Annotated in this window: 17 protein-coding genes; 10 read left to right on the top strand and 7 right to left on the bottom strand. The window is 45.5% G+C overall.

Annotated elements, in window-relative coordinates:
• Positions 1–108: 108 nt before the first annotated feature.
• Entirely contained in the window at positions 109–600 is a 492-nt protein-coding gene (locus DYB02_RS00175; RefSeq protein WP_005497574.1) for an Rsd/AlgQ family anti-sigma factor, read from the bottom strand.
• Positions 601–778: 178 nt separating this feature from the next.
• Here DYB02_RS00175 and nudC point away from each other — a divergent pair, with 178 nt between their 5' ends.
• From nudC to hemE, 4 genes are all read left to right on the top strand, one after another.
• The gene (gene nudC / locus DYB02_RS00170; RefSeq protein ID WP_017449540.1) at positions 779–1,561 is read left to right on the top strand and encodes an NAD(+) diphosphatase; all 783 of its coding nucleotides are present in this window, start codon (positions 779–781) and stop codon (positions 1,559–1,561) included.
• Between the two features lie 120 nt (positions 1,562–1,681).
• Positions 1,682–2,173: a hypothetical protein gene (locus DYB02_RS00165; protein ID WP_015297455.1), complete on the top strand. Its 492-nt coding sequence runs from the start codon at positions 1,682–1,684 to the stop codon at positions 2,171–2,173.
• Between the two features lie 4 nt (positions 2,174–2,177).
• Complete coding sequence (locus DYB02_RS00160; protein WP_021484599.1) at positions 2,178–2,921, top strand: hypothetical protein; 744 nt, start codon at positions 2,178–2,180, stop codon at positions 2,919–2,921.
• Positions 2,922–3,225: 304 nt separating this feature from the next.
• Positions 3,226–4,293 (top strand): uroporphyrinogen decarboxylase, encoded by a 1,068-nt coding sequence (hemE, locus tag DYB02_RS00155; RefSeq protein WP_005497578.1) that lies wholly within the window; start codon positions 3,226–3,228, stop codon positions 4,291–4,293.
• A gap of 219 nt (positions 4,294–4,512) precedes the next feature.
• Here the strand turns inward: hemE and DYB02_RS00150 are convergent, their stop codons facing one another.
• Positions 4,513–5,085, bottom strand: a complete 573-nt coding sequence (locus DYB02_RS00150) for a uracil-DNA glycosylase family protein (protein WP_021823411.1) — start codon at positions 5,083–5,085, stop codon at positions 4,513–4,515.
• Positions 5,086–5,091: 6 nt separating this feature from the next.
• The gene (locus tag DYB02_RS00145) at positions 5,092–6,015 is read right to left on the bottom strand and encodes a D-2-hydroxyacid dehydrogenase (protein ID WP_021823275.1); all 924 of its coding nucleotides are present in this window, start codon (positions 6,013–6,015) and stop codon (positions 5,092–5,094) included.
• A 66-nt stretch (positions 6,016–6,081) separates the two neighbouring features.
• Here DYB02_RS00145 and DYB02_RS00140 point away from each other — a divergent pair, with 66 nt between their 5' ends.
• A complete protein-coding gene (locus DYB02_RS00140) occupies positions 6,082–6,669 on the top strand; it encodes a YjaG family protein (RefSeq protein ID WP_005456454.1) in 588 nt (195 codons plus the stop codon).
• 58 nt (positions 6,670–6,727) lie between these two features.
• Here DYB02_RS00140 and DYB02_RS00135 read toward each other — a convergent pair whose 3' ends face one another.
• Positions 6,728–7,855: a CNNM domain-containing protein gene (locus DYB02_RS00135; RefSeq protein ID WP_005456452.1), complete on the bottom strand. Its 1,128-nt coding sequence runs from the start codon at positions 7,853–7,855 to the stop codon at positions 6,728–6,730.
• A gap of 253 nt (positions 7,856–8,108) precedes the next feature.
• On the opposite strand from DYB02_RS00135, the gene hupA reads away from it, so the two are divergent.
• Complete coding sequence (gene hupA, locus DYB02_RS00130; RefSeq protein ID WP_005433627.1) at positions 8,109–8,381, top strand: nucleoid-associated protein HU-alpha; 273 nt, start codon at positions 8,109–8,111, stop codon at positions 8,379–8,381.
• 39 nt (positions 8,382–8,420) lie between these two features.
• Positions 8,421–9,119, top strand: coding sequence for a DUF1481 domain-containing protein (locus DYB02_RS00125; RefSeq protein WP_005497586.1), 699 nt, complete (start codon positions 8,421–8,423; stop codon positions 9,117–9,119).
• Positions 9,120–9,207: 88 nt separating this feature from the next.
• Here the strand turns inward: DYB02_RS00125 and purD are convergent, their stop codons facing one another.
• Both purD and purH read right to left on the bottom strand, forming a co-directional pair.
• Entirely contained in the window at positions 9,208–10,497 is a 1,290-nt protein-coding gene (purD, locus tag DYB02_RS00120; RefSeq protein ID WP_005456447.1) for a phosphoribosylamine--glycine ligase, read from the bottom strand.
• A gap of 154 nt (positions 10,498–10,651) precedes the next feature.
• Positions 10,652–12,244 carry a bifunctional phosphoribosylaminoimidazolecarboxamide formyltransferase/IMP cyclohydrolase gene (purH, locus tag DYB02_RS00110; RefSeq protein WP_029806011.1) on the bottom strand — a complete coding sequence of 531 codons (1,593 nt, stop codon included), beginning with the start codon at positions 12,242–12,244 and terminating at the stop codon, positions 10,652–10,654.
• Positions 12,245–12,509: 265 nt separating this feature from the next.
• Between purH and zntR the strand changes: the two genes are divergently transcribed.
• Positions 12,510–12,908, top strand: coding sequence for a Zn(2+)-responsive transcriptional regulator (gene zntR, locus DYB02_RS00100; protein ID WP_005456436.1), 399 nt, complete (start codon positions 12,510–12,512; stop codon positions 12,906–12,908).
• Between the two features lie 165 nt (positions 12,909–13,073).
• Entirely contained in the window at positions 13,074–14,642 is a 1,569-nt protein-coding gene (cadC, locus tag DYB02_RS00095) for a lysine decarboxylation/transport transcriptional activator CadC (RefSeq protein ID WP_029806013.1), read from the top strand.
• 26 nt (positions 14,643–14,668) lie between these two features.
• Here cadC and DYB02_RS00090 read toward each other — a convergent pair whose 3' ends face one another.
• Positions 14,669–15,073 carry a hypothetical protein gene (locus tag DYB02_RS00090; protein WP_079757999.1) on the bottom strand — a complete coding sequence of 135 codons (405 nt, stop codon included), beginning with the start codon at positions 15,071–15,073 and terminating at the stop codon, positions 14,669–14,671.
• 387 nt (positions 15,074–15,460) lie between these two features.
• On the opposite strand from DYB02_RS00090, the gene cadB reads away from it, so the two are divergent.
• Positions 15,461–16,804, top strand: coding sequence for a cadaverine/lysine antiporter (gene cadB, locus DYB02_RS00085; protein ID WP_005383654.1), 1,344 nt, complete (start codon positions 15,461–15,463; stop codon positions 16,802–16,804).
• The last annotated feature ends 57 nt before the right edge of the window (positions 16,805–16,861 follow it).

The following is a 16,861-nucleotide window of genomic DNA, read 5'->3' as shown; positions in this document are numbered from 1 at the left end:
AAGGCACCTTCGGGTGCCTTTTTTGTATCTATTCACTTCACTCGGTTGTGAGGTACAAAAAAGGGCTGATATATAGTCATCAACCCTTTCACTCCTTTCTATTATCATTTATGCACCAGGAGGCATCGCAAGGCTATCCGCGATAAGCTGGATCAAATGGTCTTCTACTTCAAAGCGCGTTTCAATGATCTCTCCGATCAAAGACATATCGGAGTCGAAATCCTCTAACTCATCATCTTCTGTCACGTCTGAATACTTATCAGTGAAGTTTAACAACGGTTCTGTGGTTAGCACGATTTTGCCGTAAGTTTGGTTGATTTCGTTTGTTGCGACAAAGCCCGTGGCTTTCCACTTATCCATTACCATATCGTAGATTTTGAAGTGGCCTTCGGAAATATAATCGACTAGGTGTTGGCAGAAGTTTTGTAGCTCGGAGGGAGAAGGAAGTTCTAGAACGTTGGATTTCGAACAAGGTTGCAGTGCTGCAAGCTTACAATATTCGACAATTAAGGATTGTCTCGTCTCTAACCAGTGATCAATGACATCACTTGAGCCACCCCACTGGTCTTGTGTTTGTTTGAATTTTTTTAGCATGACCATGCCCTCATGATCTGATCGCCGGTTGGCGAACGTATCCTTTGCAAAGCAAAGTTAGTAAAGTTATTACAAACTCTTGTCCTTACTAGAATTTATAGTTGCAAATATCGTTAAGAACAAACTCTAGTATGAAATTAGATTGCCAGTAAAATGAACGAACTTCAAGCAAAGGGATGGTGTAATGTTAAGAAAAGGTGATGTTAACCGTGTGGCAAATGCACACTGGTGTGTTGTTGCAGGAAGTGAAATTTGGCTGGTGGATGGTGCTGTGCCTTTTGGTAGTGCGGAGCAGTTCTCACTGCCAGAAGAGAATGCGAGGCAAATTGGTGACTATCTTGGTTCGCCAGTGATGTGGATTAATTTTGCAGATTTGGAGCAAGATCTCCCACTCGTTTCATTGCGCGACTGTCTACATTTCCCTGAACCGCTATTTATGCTGTTGAGCAAGGCTATCCAATATGGGCACATGACCCAAAGCTTACGCTTTTGTCCGCAATGTGGTGGGCGCAACTTTCTTAATAATAATCAATTTGCCATGCAATGCGGAGAGTGTCGTACTTTGCACTACCCGCGCATTTTCCCATGCATCATCGTTGCTGTGCGTAAAGAAAATCAGATTTTACTAGCGCAACACCCAAGGCATCGAAATGGCATGTACACCGTGATTGCGGGCTTTTTAGAGGCGGGAGAAACCTTAGAAGACTGTGTCGCGCGCGAAGTGCATGAAGAGACGGGCATTCACGTGAAAAACATTCGTTACTTTGGCAGTCAGCCTTGGGCCTTTCCATCCAGTATGATGATGGCGTTCCTCGCCGATTATGATTCTGGTGAGCTCAATCCGGATTATACGGAGTTATCCGATGCGCAATGGTTCGGTGTGAAAGAGATGCCACCAGTGGCACCAACAGGCACTATTGCAAGAGCGCTAATTGAGCAGACCGTTAGTGATATTCTTTCAGACTGAGATGCTGATCGTAAAGGAAGTAAAGGTTAAAAATTAATCATTTTTGAGACATCACTGTTGCTAGACTAGCTTGGTATGACGTTCTGTATTGATGGGTTTATAAATAATGGAGTATACCGAATGAAGTTGAAATCAGCGTTATGGCTAGGATTAGTATCGTGCACAATGGTAAGCATGTCGGCAAATGCAAGTATCGAAGTAAAAGCGAAGCGCATGTTGACAGAAAATACCATGACAGAAAATGTAACCAAGGTGCAGCAGGCTTGTGGTAATGAAGTACTAGAAACCAATATCGATTGGGCTCAGTGGGATAATTATGATTTTTCTGAAGCTCGACTTGATAAAGTAAAAACCACAGGTTGGTTAGGTGGCCTTATTAACTACATCTATGATGATATGGTGAAGTTGTGCACGACAACTGAGCACGCAGCTTTGTATAAAGAAGAGTTTCAAAAAGTTCAAAAAATCCAATTCGTAGGTCAAGATTCAGTGAATGCGAAAAAAGCAGGTTTCGCGTTAGATGAAGGTGGTAGCGTACTCAAAGTTGCCTTGAATCCAAATGCGGCTTACGACTCTTCAACGTTGAAGTACCTTAAGCAGGCATGGAACTAACACGATGAAGAAAACGTTATTGTCGTTATTCATGGTGTCCGTCAGCTTTGCCGTGGTCGGTGAAGAAGCTCGTTACACCATGGACGACTTAAAGGCATTGAACGGCTCTAAAAATTGGAATGAGCTATTAGCGCATGCGGAAGATATTCGTCCATCTCAACGTAATAGCGAGTGGGAAAGCCTAGTTCAAAATGCGGCGTTGGGAGCGTTTGAACACTATGTCGCATCTGGAGCAAAAGATGATGCGATTGGTCTGGGTCAGCAGTTAATCCTATCTTACCCATTTCTCTCTCAATCTAAGAGTTTTACTCAGCAGTTCTCGAAAGAGTTGGTGCCTGCAGCACAACCATGTATTCAATATGCGATAGAGGGATGTGTGGAAAATTATGGTCAGCTTCTTAATACCTTGGCCCCAAGCGCTGAGGTGAGTTACGAAGAAGGAGCCAAAGTTTTCCAGAATGTCTCGAAGTCACTGTCGGTTCCTTTTTTTGCAGCAGCAGTGCAGCAAGCTGAGAACTACTGTGCGGATGAAAACGTCGCAAATGCGTTGCTCTACACCTTGGACAGACCAAATAATACCAACTTCGCTTTGGCGAAAGAGGTTGCTACACAAAGGTGTGCTAACACCGCACTAACAAACTTTGAAAATTACATTATTGAGTCGCAGACCGTAAGAGAAGCACTTTGCCCGACATATTTGTCTAAAGGACATGTAAAAGGGTTAATGAAAAAAGTTTGCCAGTCATAACTGCTCGTTCTTAAAGCCACCGCAAGGTGGCTTTTTAATTTATTGAAATTTAGGCAAAAAAAACCCTCCGAGAGGGAGGGGGTAAGTAAGATGTCGTTATGAGATGCTGAGTACCGAGTACTCAGTTTATAATTGTAGTTTTCGCTAGCGAACAAATTTTTAACACTGATGCGGATTGTGTGCAAATTAAGCATTGATTTAAAAGTTAATAACTTGATCCAGGTTGCAAAGCACACAGCTATTGGCCTTAAATCAGTGATAGAATACCCCCTTTCAAAGAAAGCCTAACAATTGGAACTACGGAATGACTGAATTAAAAAATGATCGTTATCTGCGTGCGCTTCTTAAAGAGCCGGTAGATTACACGCCAGTATGGATGATGCGTCAGGCAGGTCGTTACTTACCAGAATACAAAGCTACGCGTGCTCAAGCGGGCGATTTCATGTCTTTGTGTAAGAATGCGGAGCTGGCGTCTGAAGTAACTCTTCAACCACTACGCCGTTTTCCTCTTGATGCAGCGATCTTGTTCTCTGACATCCTAACTATCCCAGATGCAATGGGTCTGGGTCTGCGTTTTGCTGCTGGTGAAGGTCCGGTCTTCGATAACCCAATTACTTGCAAAGCCGACGTAGAGAAAATCGGTCTGCCAGATCCAGAAGGTGAACTGCAGTACGTAATGAATGCCGTGCGTCAAATCCGCAAAGATTTGAATGGTGATGTACCTCTAATTGGTTTCTCTGGTAGCCCATGGACGCTTGCGACTTACATGGTTGAAGGTGGTAGCTCTAAGGCCTTCACGAAGATCAAGAAGATGATGTACGCAGAACCTCAAACTCTGCATCTTCTACTGGATAAGCTAGCAGATAGCGTGATTGAATACCTAAATGCACAAATCAAAGCCGGCGCGCAGTCAGTTATGGTATTTGATACATGGGGTGGCGTTCTGACTCCTCGTGATTACAACCTGTTCTCATTGCAATACATGCACAAGATTGTGGATGGCCTGATTCGCGAAAATGACGGTCGTCGCGTACCTGTTACGCTATTTACTAAGAATGGCGGCATGTGGCTAGAGCAAATCGCAGCAACGGGTTGTGATGCGGTTGGTCTAGACTGGACGATCAATATTGCTGATGCGAAAGCGCGTATCGGCGATAAAGTGGCACTGCAAGGCAACATGGATCCATCTATGCTTTACGCTTCACCTGAGCGCATCCGTGAAGAAGTAGCGGGTATCCTAGAAGGTTTTGGTGATGCTGGTACAGGTCACGTATTCAACCTAGGCCATGGCATCCACCTAGATGTGCCGCCAGAAAACGCGGGTGTGTTTGTTGAAGCGGTACATGAGCTATCTAAGCCTTACCACAAGTAACCTCTATTTATTGAAATCCAATACCGGCCGTCAGTGCCGGTATTTTTTTACCTGAAATTTGAATTGTACAGCTTAGTAAGCATTTGGCCTGCCATGATCTAATTACTCTCTAAGCTGTACAATAAAAATTAAAGTCAATTGTAAACAATGACTTAAGTTTATGTTGTTTGTGTTTCAATTTTCTTGTTCAGATTAACCAGCAATTAGATCATAGGTAACTCAAAGCATCGAGTGAATGCGCTGTTGGATATAGGGAACGACTTCCGACTCAAACCATGGGTTCTTCTTTAACCACAGCGTATTGCGTGGGGAAGGGTGTGGTAGAGGAATAAACTCAGGTTCCCAATCTTGCCATTGCTGAACGGTTTGCGTGAGAGTTTTGGGCTTGTTGGTGAGGTAGTACTGCTGAGAGTACTGACCAATAAGCAGAGTCAACTCTATATTGGGGAGCTGTTCGAGAATCTTTTTGTGCCATGTAGGAGCGCACTCTTTTCTCGGTGGCAGATCTCCCGAGTTACCTTTACCCGGATAGCAGAATCCCATTGGTACAATGGCAATTTTATTCGGGTCGTAGAACACGTCTTTGTCGATATCAAGCCATTGGCGCAGTCGGTCACCACTTGGATCATTCCAAGGTATCGAAGTGCTGTGAACTTTTGTTCCTGGCGCTTGGCCAATAATCAGAATGCGTGCGTTTTTACCGGCTTGAACCACAGGGTTGGCTCCGAGAGGTAAACTCTCAGCGCAGATCTGGCACGCGCGCACTTGTTGGAGTAGATTCTCTAGAGACATCAATCTTTAATACCCTTTCTCGAAATCCACTTGATTGTTTAATGAGAAACCATCGCGCCAAAGTCGGTAATTGTCGGCAAAAATGTCGACCACCTGTTCAGGAAAGCTCAATGCGGCAATGTGTGGCGTGATGGTCACTTGCGGTAATTTCCAAAACGGATGCGCTGGAGGCAATGGTTCTTGCTCAAACACGTCCAAGAAAGCGTGTTCTACCCAGCGATTCTTGATGGCGAGCAACAAGCTGGCTTCATCCAACACATCTCCTCTACCTACATTGAATAATAAAGCTTGGTTGAGATGTTGAAGTGTTTCACGGTTGAGCAAGGCGCGAGTATTAGGTGTACTCGGTAATGTATTAACGACAATATCTGCCTTTCTTAAAGCATTTGCTAGTTCATTGATGTGGAAGGTTTGTGCAAATTCATCATTGGCTGTTGGAATTCCTGTGCGATTAATACCAATCGTGTTAATCCCCATCGCCTGGGCCGTTTGTGCTAGGCATTTCCCAATGCTACCCGTACCGAGAATCACCATGGTTTTGCTTTGCAGTGATGTGTAGAAATGCGGTTGCCACTGCTTGTTTTGTTGTTGCTGGTGGTAGTGCATAAAATGACGATAGTGGCTGATGCAATATCCGAGGACGTACTCTGCGATTAGCGGCCCAAACACGCCACGCACATTCGTCAGCGTATAGTCTTGGCGAAATTCTGGGGTAATGAGCGCATTTACGCCCGCATAGGTAGATTGTACCCACTCAAGTTGTGAAAATTCGTCTAATCTTTGTGAGAGTAAAGGAGGATCGGCAAGAACAATGTGTGCCTCTTGCGGCTTGTCCGTAATGTTCAGGTCGGGCAGATTTTTCTCCGCCAATAACGTTTCGTAGGTGTCGCGATGCTCTGAGAGCAGGAAAATCTGATTTGGATGCTGCATTAACTTTTTTCCCTGTGATGAATCAAGTACACTTTCGCTGTTTTTTTCTTCAATGATTGAGTGACTATGCTTAAGAATCCTCTTCAGGTTCGTTTAGAAAAACTAGAACCTTGGCAACAAATTACCTTTATGGCGTGTCTGTGTGAACGCATGTATCCAAACTATGCGATGTTTTGTGAGAACACAGAATTTGCTGAACCGCGTGCTTACCGAGCGATTCTTGATAGTGTATGGGAAATTCTGACCGTTAAGAACGCGAAAGTGAATTTCGAGCGTCAACTAGAGAAGCTCGAAGAATTGTTCCCAAGTGCCGACGAGTATGATTTTTACGGTGTATACCCAGCGATGGATGCGTGTCAGGCATTGTCTACTCTATTGCATGGTCTGTTGGATCGCGACTACCTTTTCGATTCAATGCTTAAAGTGAGCCAACAGTCGGTACAAACCGTTGCTGATTTAGAGCAAGCACAGGGCAGCGAGCCAATCACAAACGACAATCAAAAAGAAAATGAAGCCGTATGTGAAGAGTGGGATGTCCAGTGGGCAATCTTCCGTCCGCTGCGTGAAGCAACGGAACGTGATATCAACTTGATCAAAGACTTGCGTGAAGAACTACGCGAAGAAGCCGTGAGCAACATCGGCATCGCACTGTAATGCGAAAGCGAATATGAAAAAGGCATCCCGTGGGATGCCTTTTTTGTTGGAAACGTGGTTACGATTCTTTTGAGTCTGGTTTTGTTGGCTCTTGTGTTTCTGGCTCAACGTTTTGTTTTTCTAACTCTTCGTCGTCGTCATCGCGGCTTTCGATTACACCGTGCATTTCTTTCCAGCTTTCCCAGCGTTGGTAGGCCAGTTCTTGCATGTCGGTGCTCTTGTCGGCTTCGTCGATGATTTCTTCACCAACTAAGTGCTCAAAGATGTCTTCTAGTGTCACAAGGCCAAGCACGGTGCCGTATTCGTCGACCACAAGTGCCAGTTGTAGGCGGTGCGTCATCATTTGATCGAATACTTTTGGTAGCGCTGTATTGTTCAGAACCACTTGGATTGGACGCATGACCGCACCGAGTTGTTTCTGACCACTGCCGGATTGCTGCATCTTAAACAGTTCTAGACGATGCACAAAGCCGATGATGTTGTCTTTCTGCTCGCTGTATACCAGCGGACGTGAGAACGGTGTGTCTTTGTGTTTGTCCAGAAACTCATTGATGGTCATCGTTGCGTCAACGCGGAAGACAACAGGGCGAGGTGTCATGACTTGTGTGACAGGCACATCTTGAATCCCTAGCAGGTTGCTTAAGATTTTAGATTCGCCTTCTGCAAATTCACCACTTTCGCGTGCCAAAATCGCCATCGCAGAAAGTTCATCACGCATTTTTGGTGCTTCGTGGTTACGAGCCAAACGCTTGGTGATTTGCTCTGAAAACCATACAAACGGCGTTAGCGCCCATACCATCCAACGTAGCGATACCGCCGCTGCTGGTGCAAGCTGACGCCAGTACGTTGCACCGATGGTCTTCGGTACGATTTCAGAGAGAACCAAGATCGCCAGTGTCAGCACAGCAGAGAAGATGCCAAGTGCTTCGCTGCCGAATACGACGGCCGCCTGTGCACCTGCTGTTGCTGCACCGATAGTGTGAGCAATAGTGTTTAGAGTCAGAATCGACGCTAATGGGCGGTCGATGTCGGACTTGAGTTTAGATAGCTGCTCAGCAGCAGGATGCCCCTGTTGATTGAGCTGCGCAATGTAGCTCGGACTGATACTCAGTAGTACCGCCTCCAGTACCGAACAGATAAACGAAATGCCGATAGCAATAGAGATATAAATGGATAACAGCAGCATAGTTGCCCTTGAAAGTAGTCTGATAGTTGTTATTTGCAGTGATTATAACCGCAAAAGTGCCTTATTAATTGGTCCAAATACGTAGGAAAGCAAGGGCTTTCAGACCGCATGTGGTAACAAATTGTGAGTTATTACTCATATTATGGCTAAAAGTACGTCAGAAAATCGAAAGATCGCTTACAAACCTTTGCCAGATGGGGCATTTATGCTTTAGAGTGAGACGAATTCGATAACATATGAGAAGGGAAACCTAATGAACAAGACCCAATTAATCGACTTTATCGCAGAGAAAGCAGACCTATCAAAAGCACAAGCTAAAGCTGCTCTTGAAGCGACTCTTGAAGGTGTAACTGGTGCACTTAAAGAGGGTGACCAAGTTCAACTAATTGGTTTTGGTACATTCAAAGTAAACCACCGCGCTGCACGTACTGGTCGCAACCCTAAGACTGGTGACGAGATTCAAATCGCAGCAGCTAACGTACCTGCATTCGTAGCAGGTAAAGCGCTGAAAGAATCAGTAAACTAAGTTAGAATGCACCGAGGTATCCTGCCTCGGTGCAATTTCATGAAAAAACATCTACTCACTTCACTCCTCCTATCTAGCCTTTCTCTTATTGGCTGTTCTTCTGTTGAAACGCCTAATCTAGAACAATTTACCCACTTTTCTGGCGGAAAAACCGCAGGTGACACCAGTAGTTTGTATTGGATGACTGAGCGATTAACTCGAGTCAGTACCGCGGCAGATTACGTCACGATGGGTGATCATGGCTGGTATAAAAGTGATTACCGTTGGGATGAAGGCGAGTTGCGTGAGTTGATTCGAAAAGGTGAGCAAATCGATGCCAAGCAAAGACTGGTGCCTTTTCAAATCCACATCCGCTTTAATAAAGATGGTGAAGCGATTTATCAGCAATATCGCGTAAATCGCAAAGTCTTGCCGTTGCAGCGCGAGCAACTTGATCGATACAAAGCCGAAGCTAATGATGTCGTTGTTGCCATCAAAGAGCAGTCTCGCAACGGGCAGAACCTCGTACAAGGCTATTGGAATGGTCAAGCATTTGAAACCTGCAAAGGGAAAGAGTTTTCGACGCTAGAGTTCAACCAAACCCTGCCGAAATTTGTCGTCGACCGTTTATCATCGGTCGATAGCTACATTGCCTTTGTTGGTAAAGAATCTCGTAATGAAGTGGTGGTAGACAGCCTCTTGATGCTCAATGATGACGACTTTGATTGTGTATCACGACCAAAGTTTATCTCTGAGTAAGGCTTCTACGTTTTTACGCTGGATGCGACAGAGCAATAAAAAAGGCGCTGAATGCGCCTTTTGTCTTTTTAGCCAACTGAAGTTGTTATTATTTTTCTTGCTCGCGAGCGATAGCACGGTAGCCGATGTCATTACGATGGAACATGCCATCCCAACTGATCTGTTTTGCTAGCTCGTATGCGCGTTGTTGTGCTTCTGATACGCTGTTGCCCAATGCAGTTGCACACAATACGCGACCACCATTTGTCACGATGTCGCCATCTTGATTGTCTGTACCCGCGTGGAAGACTTTCTCGCCTTCAATTTCAACTTGAGGCAGGCCAGAGATCACGTCACCTTTGTTGTACGCTGCTGGGTAGCCACCGGCTGCTAGCACGATACCAATAGATGCGCGCGGATCCCATTTAGATTCCACTTGATCAAGCTTCTCGTCGATTGCCGCTAGGCACAAATCAACAAGATCCGATTCCATGCGCATCATGATTGGTTGTGTCTCTGGATCACCAAAGCGGCAGTTGTACTCGATCACTTTCGGAGTGCCATCTTTGTCGATCATCAGACCCGCGTATAGGAAACCTGTGTATGGGTTCCCTTCAGATGCCATGCCACGTACCGTTGGGTAAATGACTTCTTCCATGATGCGATTGTGAATTTCGGGTGTGACCACAGGAGCTGGAGAGTAAGCGCCCATCCCCCCGGTGTTCGGGCCCGTGTCTTTATCACCAACACGTTTGTGGTCTTGGCTGGTGGCCATTGGCAGAACGTTTTCACCATCGACCATTACGATGAAGCTTGCTTCTTCACCATCTAAGAACTCTTCGATAACTACGCGGCTACCTGCGTCGCCAAATGCATTGCCCGCTAGCATGTCTTTGATTGCGTCTTCTGCTTCTTCTAGCGTCATCGCAACGATTACGCCTTTACCAGCAGCAAGACCGTCTGCTTTCACCACGATTGGTGCACCTTGCTCACGCACGTAAGCAAGCGCTGGTTCAATTTCTGTGAAGTTTGCGTAAGCACCGGTTGGGATTTGGTGACGAGCAAGGAAGTCTTTAGTAAACGCTTTAGAGCCTTCAAGCTGCGCTGCGGCTTGGGTAGGGCCAAAGATTGGTAAGCCCGCTTCGCGGAACGCATCAACCACACCAATAACCAATGGTGCTTCTGGGCCAACGATAGTCAGTTCAATCGCTTTCTCTTTGGCGAAAGCAACAAGGCCAGCGATGTCTTCTACATCGATGTTTACGTTCTCTAGTTTTGGCTCTAGTGCCGTACCTGCGTTGCCTGGAGCAATGAAAATAGTCTCAACATTTGGGTTTTGCGCTGCTTTCCAGCCTAGCGCATGTTCACGACCGCCTGAACCAATGATTAAAACTCGCATATGAAAATCCTTAATCTTATAAATACTGTTTACTCAAAGTAGTTGATGATGTGGCTAGGCAACAATTGAGCCCATCCCGGAAACATAGCCAGCTACGTAACTGGGGTGGGCAAAAGCAGTTAACGACGCCACAGTGCCAAATACGATGAGGAAATTAGTGGCGGAAGTGGCGCATACCCGTGAAGATCATCGCCATGCCGTGCTCATCTGCTGCTGCGATAACTTCGTCGTCACGCATAGAGCCACCTGGCTGAATTACGCACTTAATGCCGGCTTCTGCTGCGGCATCGATACCGTCGCGGAATGGGAAGAAAGCGTCAGATGCCATTACGCTACCGGCAACTTCTAAGCCTTCGTCTGCGGCTTTGATGCCGGCAATTTTCGCTGAGTAAACGCGGCTCATTTGGCCTGCGCCCACACCGATAGTCATGTCGCCTTTCGCGTAAACGATCGCGTTAGATTTCACGTATTTCGCTACTTTCCAGCAGAACAGCGCATCTTTCAGCTCTTCTTCTGTCGGTTGACGCTTAGAAACCACTTTAAGGTCGTCTAGTCTTACCATGCCTTGGTCGCGATCTTGAACCAGTAGACCACCGTTGACGCGTTTCACGTCAAAGCCCGTTGTCTTCGTTGACCACTCGCCACACTCTAGTAGACGTACGTTCTTCTTCGCGGCAACGACTTCAATCGCTTCAGCAGAAACAGAGGGAGCAATGATTACTTCAACGAATTGACGCTCAACAATAGCGGTTGCTGTTTCAGCATCTAGCTCTTGGTTGAATGCGATGATGCCGCCGAACGCTGATGTTGGGTCTGTTTGGTAAGCGCGGTTGTATGCTTCTAGGATGTCTTTACCTAGCGCGACGCCACATGGGTTGGCGTGTTTTACGATTACACATGCTGGCTCATTAAACTCTTTCACGCATTCAAGTGCGGCGTCCGTGTCTGCGATGTTGTTGTAAGAAAGGGCTTTACCTTGGATTTGGCGAGCAGTAGAAACAGACGCTTCTTGTGGGTTGGCTTCAACGTAGAATGCGGCAGCTTGGTGGCTGTTCTCACCGTAGCGCATGTCTTGTTTCTTCTCGAATTGTTGGTTAAAGGTGCGAGGGAATTTACTCTCTTCATCACCTTCTTTGTTCTCACCGTAAGATGGAACCATGGTGCCGAAGTAGTTTGCGATCATGCCATCGTAAGCGGCGGTGTGTTCAAATGCTGCGATAGCAAGGTCGAAACGCGTTTCTAGAGTTAGGGACTTGTCGTTTGCGTCCATCTCTGCGATTACGCGGTCGTAGTCTGAAGCGTTGACAACGATAGTTACGTCTTTGTGGTTCTTCGCTGCTGAGCGAACCATGGTAGGACCGCCAATATCGATGTTCTCTACTGCGTCAGCAAGAGTACAGCCATCTTTTGCAACGGTTTCTGCAAATGGGTATAGGTTAACAACGACCATGTCGATTGGGTTGATGCCATGTTTTGCCATCACGTCGTCATCTTGACCACGACGACCAAGCACACCACCGTGAACTTTCGGGTGAAGCGTTTTAACGCGGCCGTCCATCATTTCTGGGAAACCTGTGTAGTCAGAGACTTCTGTTACTGCGATGCCTTGTTCGGCAAGTAGGCGTGCTGTACCACCAGTAGATAGGATATCGACACCGCGCTCAGCAAGAGCTTGTGCAAACTCAACAATACCTGTTTTGTCTGATACGCTGATAAGCGCACGGCGAATAGGACGAGCGTTATTCATGCTTCCATTTTCCTCAAATTCACGGAGTTAAAGATGTTTGCCAAAAATGAACTTGTTTTTACCTCTTGGGGTAAAATATTGGCCAGTTTTGGTAAAGACCTTTGCAGGTGTTTTCATGCTTAGAAAACAGTCTCCACATTTGATGGCGCGTATTCTAACCAATTTATTACAAAAAAGCTCGCGCAATCGTTTGGCATCTCAAAAATAATTGCAAAAAAGTCGTTCTTTAGCTTTAAAAGTAACGAGATAGTTAATAAGGAAAGTTATGTTTCAGATAGGTGAGTTGGCAAAACGCTGTGGTGTGACTTCAGATACACTGCGTTTTTATGAGAAAAATGCGTTGATAAAACCCGCAGGGCGAAGCGAATCAGGCTACCGACTTTATAATGAAGAGAATCAAAAGCAGGTGCGCTTCATCTTAAAAGCGAAAGAGCTAGGGTTGAGTTTGGATGAGATAAAAGATCTATTAGAAATTAAGTTAGAGGCGACAGAACACAGTTGTGCAGAGGTAAAAGCCATTACTTCTGCCAAGTTAGAGCTGATCGACGAGAAGATTAACGAACTGACGAAAATTCGCCGTGCTTTGAAGAAGATTAATGATGCGTGCTGTGGCCATACAAACGATGATGCCAGTCATTGTTCTATTCTTGCAGCACTTGAGTAGTCTCATTTTTGCATCACTTAACTTAAGTTTGCATTTTTGGCGGCTTGCTTTTCTAGGTGCACGCCGTTTTCCCACCTATAATCTCGCTTTTGGTCGACTGTGCGAATGTGAAGTTCCATCATTCCTACAGCGATAGCTGTCTGGTAGATACGAGAGTTTTCATACATGGTTGGAGTCTATTTTCAAATCAATGACTGGGTTTTAAGCGTTGATGAAAATAAGCTGTATCGACAAGATAGGGAAGTTACTGTTGAGCCGCGCTTAATTAATCTTTTGCACTTCTTAGCTGAGCATGCAAATGAGGTGTTCAATCGCGAGGAATTGATCCAGTACGTTTGGGCTGGGGCGATTGTGACCGATCAAGTGGTGACTCAGTCCATTTTTGAGTTGCGTAAATTGCTGCGTGACGGTCGGGAAGAAAATACCAGTTACGTCATTACAGTACCGAAACGTGGCTACAAGCTGGTGGCGAACGTGACTCCGATGACGCATGAAGAGTTTGTCGCAAGTCGCCAAAGTGAAGAGGAAGAGAACGCACCTTTGGTTGAAGAACCAGAAGAAGAGACTCTGCCTATCGCACCTGCCGTTACTTTTCCTGCCGGCCCTCTGACTCGTGCGGTCTGCGAGATGTCGAAAGAGAAAAAGCCCCCTCAGAAAAAAAATAAAATCAGCCCGTGGCGCTTGGGACTGATGAACTTCATCTGGATCAGTGTTTTGGTCGTGGTGATGGGCGTGTTTACCTACAAGCAATCGGAAGTGCGTATTACCCAAGCCATCGATACTCACCTTATCGAATTCAAGTTTCAAGATAACTTCACGAGCGAAGGGTTAAGCTATGACTTGGCAGACGGGTTTGCCCAAAAGTTGATGTCTGACATTGCTCAAGTCAGTGATTACCGAGTCATGCTAAAGAAGGCGTCGTTTACTTCTGGCATTGTGCCTGGTAAATCCGTTGTGGTACGAGTTCGTGAGAATGACGGTGGCAGCTTTTTAGAGGTGGAATATCGCAATAACTCATCTGAAAAGGTGTTGTTTAGTCGTCAATACGCGTTAACCAGTAGCCATTTAAAGACCGTGCTTCAACAAGCATCGTTGGACTTGATGCAAGTGCTGAAAGTGCCGGATGCCAAATTAAAATCTACGATGCTGGTGGCGGGAATGCCCATGAATCCCGATGCCTTGGAATTGTTTGTTCAAGCTAACCATTATCTTAATGTCTCTGATGCCAAGCAGTTTCGCCAAGGCATCGATTTGATGGAAAATATTTTAGAAATCGAGCCAGATAATGCTTATGTTCAAGCTGAATTACTGATTGCTTACCACGTGCAGAAAGTGCTTGATTCGTCTCTCGAACTAAAGAAAGGGCGAGTGCAACAACTCAGCGATGCGCTGGAAACCAACGTGAAAATGATGGTTGGGCCAATTCAACCTCGAATTTATGAAGCTTTGGCCCTACACGAAACCATCGCAGGTGACATAGCTTCAGCCAAGCAGCATCTTGGGCAAGCATTGATGTTACGAGATTCAGTGCTGTCTTATGTGATTCGTGGTAAGCATGCTGAATTGGATGGTGATCTGGATTTGGCCAGTGAGTCTTACAGCGAAGCTTTTTATATTGATACGTCGGTTGAGACGTACCTGCTGTGCGAAAACTTGGTCTTCCCAAGTAACATGAAGGCGATTGATTACGCCATGTATCGCGCTGTTCACCCTTCTGTCGTTCGAATGCTTTAATTCTCTCGGACTCAAATACTAGTCCCTCATTTCGGTGAGGGGCTTTTTTGTCGCTGTCGAAAAGTGAAAAGGGTGGGGCAATGACGTACGAAGGAGTTAACAACGCAAGCTTGCAACGGGAAAACATATCCGGTTTGCTTCTCTATCTCTATCTCTATCTCTATCTCTATCTCTATCTCTATCTCTATCTCTATCTCTATCTCTATCTCTATCTCTATCTCTATCTCTATCTCTATCTCTATCTCTATCTCTATCTCTATCTCTATCTCTATCTCTATCTCTATCTCTATCTCTATCTCTATCTCTATCTCTATCTCTATCTCTATCTCTATCTCTATCTCTATTGATTGTATGGAGTGTCTGGCTGAGTTATGTGGCGAGAATGATTCTGATGCTTTCTTGCAGGCGAGATGAATATTGATGTGGGTCAAAAAGCGCGATCAGGGAGAGATTTATGGAATCAACAGTTCAGGGAATTAACCCTTCAGGATGGGGAAGTTGATAGAGGTTGATAACTTTTATTGCGATTACCAACGAGTTGATGAGAGTTTATCTATCGGTAGAAGGTTTGATGTTTTTCTTATAACTGCATGAATAATTTGGTTTTATATTTTTGTGTTTATCATGTTTATCTCAACTTGATGTTGATTAACTAATCATTTTATTGATAACGCCAAGTTTATTTTTTTCCCGATTTTTGGGCGTAGTCTTCACTTCGAAATTTAGCGAGGTCGAGCAGGTATCTACTTCATAGCATCTCGCTAATAACCGTTCAGTTTGAGTCACGTTGACTTGAGTAGAATAGATTTGGAGATGTTATGTCATCGAATACGAAAAAAATCGGCCTAATTGCCTGTACGGGTGTAGTCGCCGGTAACATGATGGGCAGTGGTATTGCACTGTTACCTTCTAGCCTAGCTTCAGTAGGCTCTGTTTCAATTTTCAGCTGGCTGATCTGTTTGATCGGTGCACTGAGCCTTGCGTTTGTTTACGCTCGTCTGGCAACCAAAAACCCTCAAGAAGGTGGTCCTATCGCTTATGCGGGCGAAGTTTCCCCAGTCTTTGGTTTCCAAACGGGCGTGCTTTATTACCACGCGAACTGGATTGGTAACCTAGCTATTGCTATTACAGGTGTTTCTTACCTTTCAGTATTCTTCCCTGTGCTTAATGACCCAATCCCAGCAGGTATTGCGACGATTGCATCGGTATGGATCTTCACTTTCGTCAACCTACTTGGTGGTAGCTGGGTAAGCCGTCTATGTACGCTTGGTCTTGTTCTAATCCTAATTCCAGTTGTTGGTACCGCTCTATTTGGTTGGACGCACTTCGACACTGCGCTATACAGCCAAAACTGGAACGTATCTGCGGGTACTGATAGCCATGCGATTGTGACTGCGGTTCTTATCTGTCTATGGTCATTCGTTGGTGTGGAATCAGCAGCAGTATCGACAGGTATGGTAGAAAACCCTAAACGTACTGTACCGCTAGCAACCATGCTGGGTACTGGTATCGCTGGTGTGATTTACATCCTATCAACTCAAATGATCAGCGGCATGTTCCCTGCTTCTGAAGTTGCGGCATCAGGTGCGCCATTTGCATTGGCTACCACTGAGCTATTCGGTAGCTGGACAGCACCATTCGTATCAGCATTCACAGCACTAGCATGTTTTACTTCGCTAGGTTCTTGGATGATGCTGGTGGGCGAAGCTGGTAAACGTGCAGCAAGCGATGGCAACTTCCCTAAAATCTACGGCGAAACTGACAAAAACGGTGTGCCTAAGAAAGGTCTAATCCTTGCGTCAATCAAGATGACAGCATTAATGGTTGTACTGATGTTCTTCAGCTCTAAAACAGCACATGCATCAGACCTGTTCAACCAACTAACGACTGATGCAGTTCTACTAACTATGCTGCCTTACTTCTACTCAAGCATTAACTTGATTCGCTTCGAAGGTATGACAACACGCAACGGCTTCGTAATGCTGTTCTCTGGTGTAGCTTGTTTGTTCTGCTTCATTGCCCTTGCTGGTGCAGAAGGCGGTACGCTAACAGCAACCTTCATCGTGTCTCTCGTTATCTTGATGTTCTACAGCAAAAAAGCCGGCTTAGCTCAGTACATGAAGCTACACGCTGACGACATGCCTGCTCAAGCAAGCAACTAATCCCCAAACGCTGGCACTTCGGTGCCAGCCAATAAAAAACAAATTCACTCGGCGCTC

Source organism: Vibrio parahaemolyticus, assembly GCF_900460535.1.
Taxonomy (GTDB): domain Bacteria; phylum Pseudomonadota; class Gammaproteobacteria; order Enterobacterales; family Vibrionaceae; genus Vibrio; species Vibrio parahaemolyticus.
Note: the sequence above shows the minus strand (reverse complement) of the source record. Positions and strands in the feature narration are given on the sequence as shown.

Excerpts from the sequence above, each read along its gene's own strand:
- DYB02_RS00175 (WP_005497574.1), bottom strand. The coding sequence starts at position 600 with ATGGTCATGCTAAAAAAATTCAAACAAACACAAGACCAGTGGGGTGGC.
- nudC (WP_017449540.1), top strand. The coding sequence starts at position 779 with ATGTTAAGAAAAGGTGATGTTAACCGTGTGGCAAATGCACACTGGTGT.
- DYB02_RS00165 (WP_015297455.1), top strand. The coding sequence starts at position 1,682 with ATGAAGTTGAAATCAGCGTTATGGCTAGGATTAGTATCGTGCACAATG.
- DYB02_RS00160 (WP_021484599.1), top strand. The coding sequence starts at position 2,178 with ATGAAGAAAACGTTATTGTCGTTATTCATGGTGTCCGTCAGCTTTGCC.
- hemE (WP_005497578.1), top strand. The coding sequence starts at position 3,226 with ATGACTGAATTAAAAAATGATCGTTATCTGCGTGCGCTTCTTAAAGAG.
- DYB02_RS00150 (WP_021823411.1), bottom strand. The coding sequence starts at position 5,085 with ATGTCTCTAGAGAATCTACTCCAACAAGTGCGCGCGTGCCAGATCTGC.
- DYB02_RS00145 (WP_021823275.1), bottom strand. The coding sequence starts at position 6,015 with ATGCAGCATCCAAATCAGATTTTCCTGCTCTCAGAGCATCGCGACACC.
- DYB02_RS00140 (WP_005456454.1), top strand. The coding sequence starts at position 6,082 with ATGCTTAAGAATCCTCTTCAGGTTCGTTTAGAAAAACTAGAACCTTGG.
- DYB02_RS00135 (WP_005456452.1), bottom strand. The coding sequence starts at position 7,855 with ATGCTGCTGTTATCCATTTATATCTCTATTGCTATCGGCATTTCGTTT.
- hupA (WP_005433627.1), top strand. The coding sequence starts at position 8,109 with ATGAACAAGACCCAATTAATCGACTTTATCGCAGAGAAAGCAGACCTA.
- DYB02_RS00125 (WP_005497586.1), top strand. The coding sequence starts at position 8,421 with ATGAAAAAACATCTACTCACTTCACTCCTCCTATCTAGCCTTTCTCTT.
- purD (WP_005456447.1), bottom strand. The coding sequence starts at position 10,497 with ATGCGAGTTTTAATCATTGGTTCAGGCGGTCGTGAACATGCGCTAGGC.
- purH (WP_029806011.1), bottom strand. The coding sequence starts at position 12,244 with ATGAATAACGCTCGTCCTATTCGCCGTGCGCTTATCAGCGTATCAGAC.
- zntR (WP_005456436.1), top strand. The coding sequence starts at position 12,510 with ATGTTTCAGATAGGTGAGTTGGCAAAACGCTGTGGTGTGACTTCAGAT.
- cadC (WP_029806013.1), top strand. The coding sequence starts at position 13,074 with ATGGTTGGAGTCTATTTTCAAATCAATGACTGGGTTTTAAGCGTTGAT.
- cadB (WP_005383654.1), top strand. The coding sequence starts at position 15,461 with ATGTCATCGAATACGAAAAAAATCGGCCTAATTGCCTGTACGGGTGTA.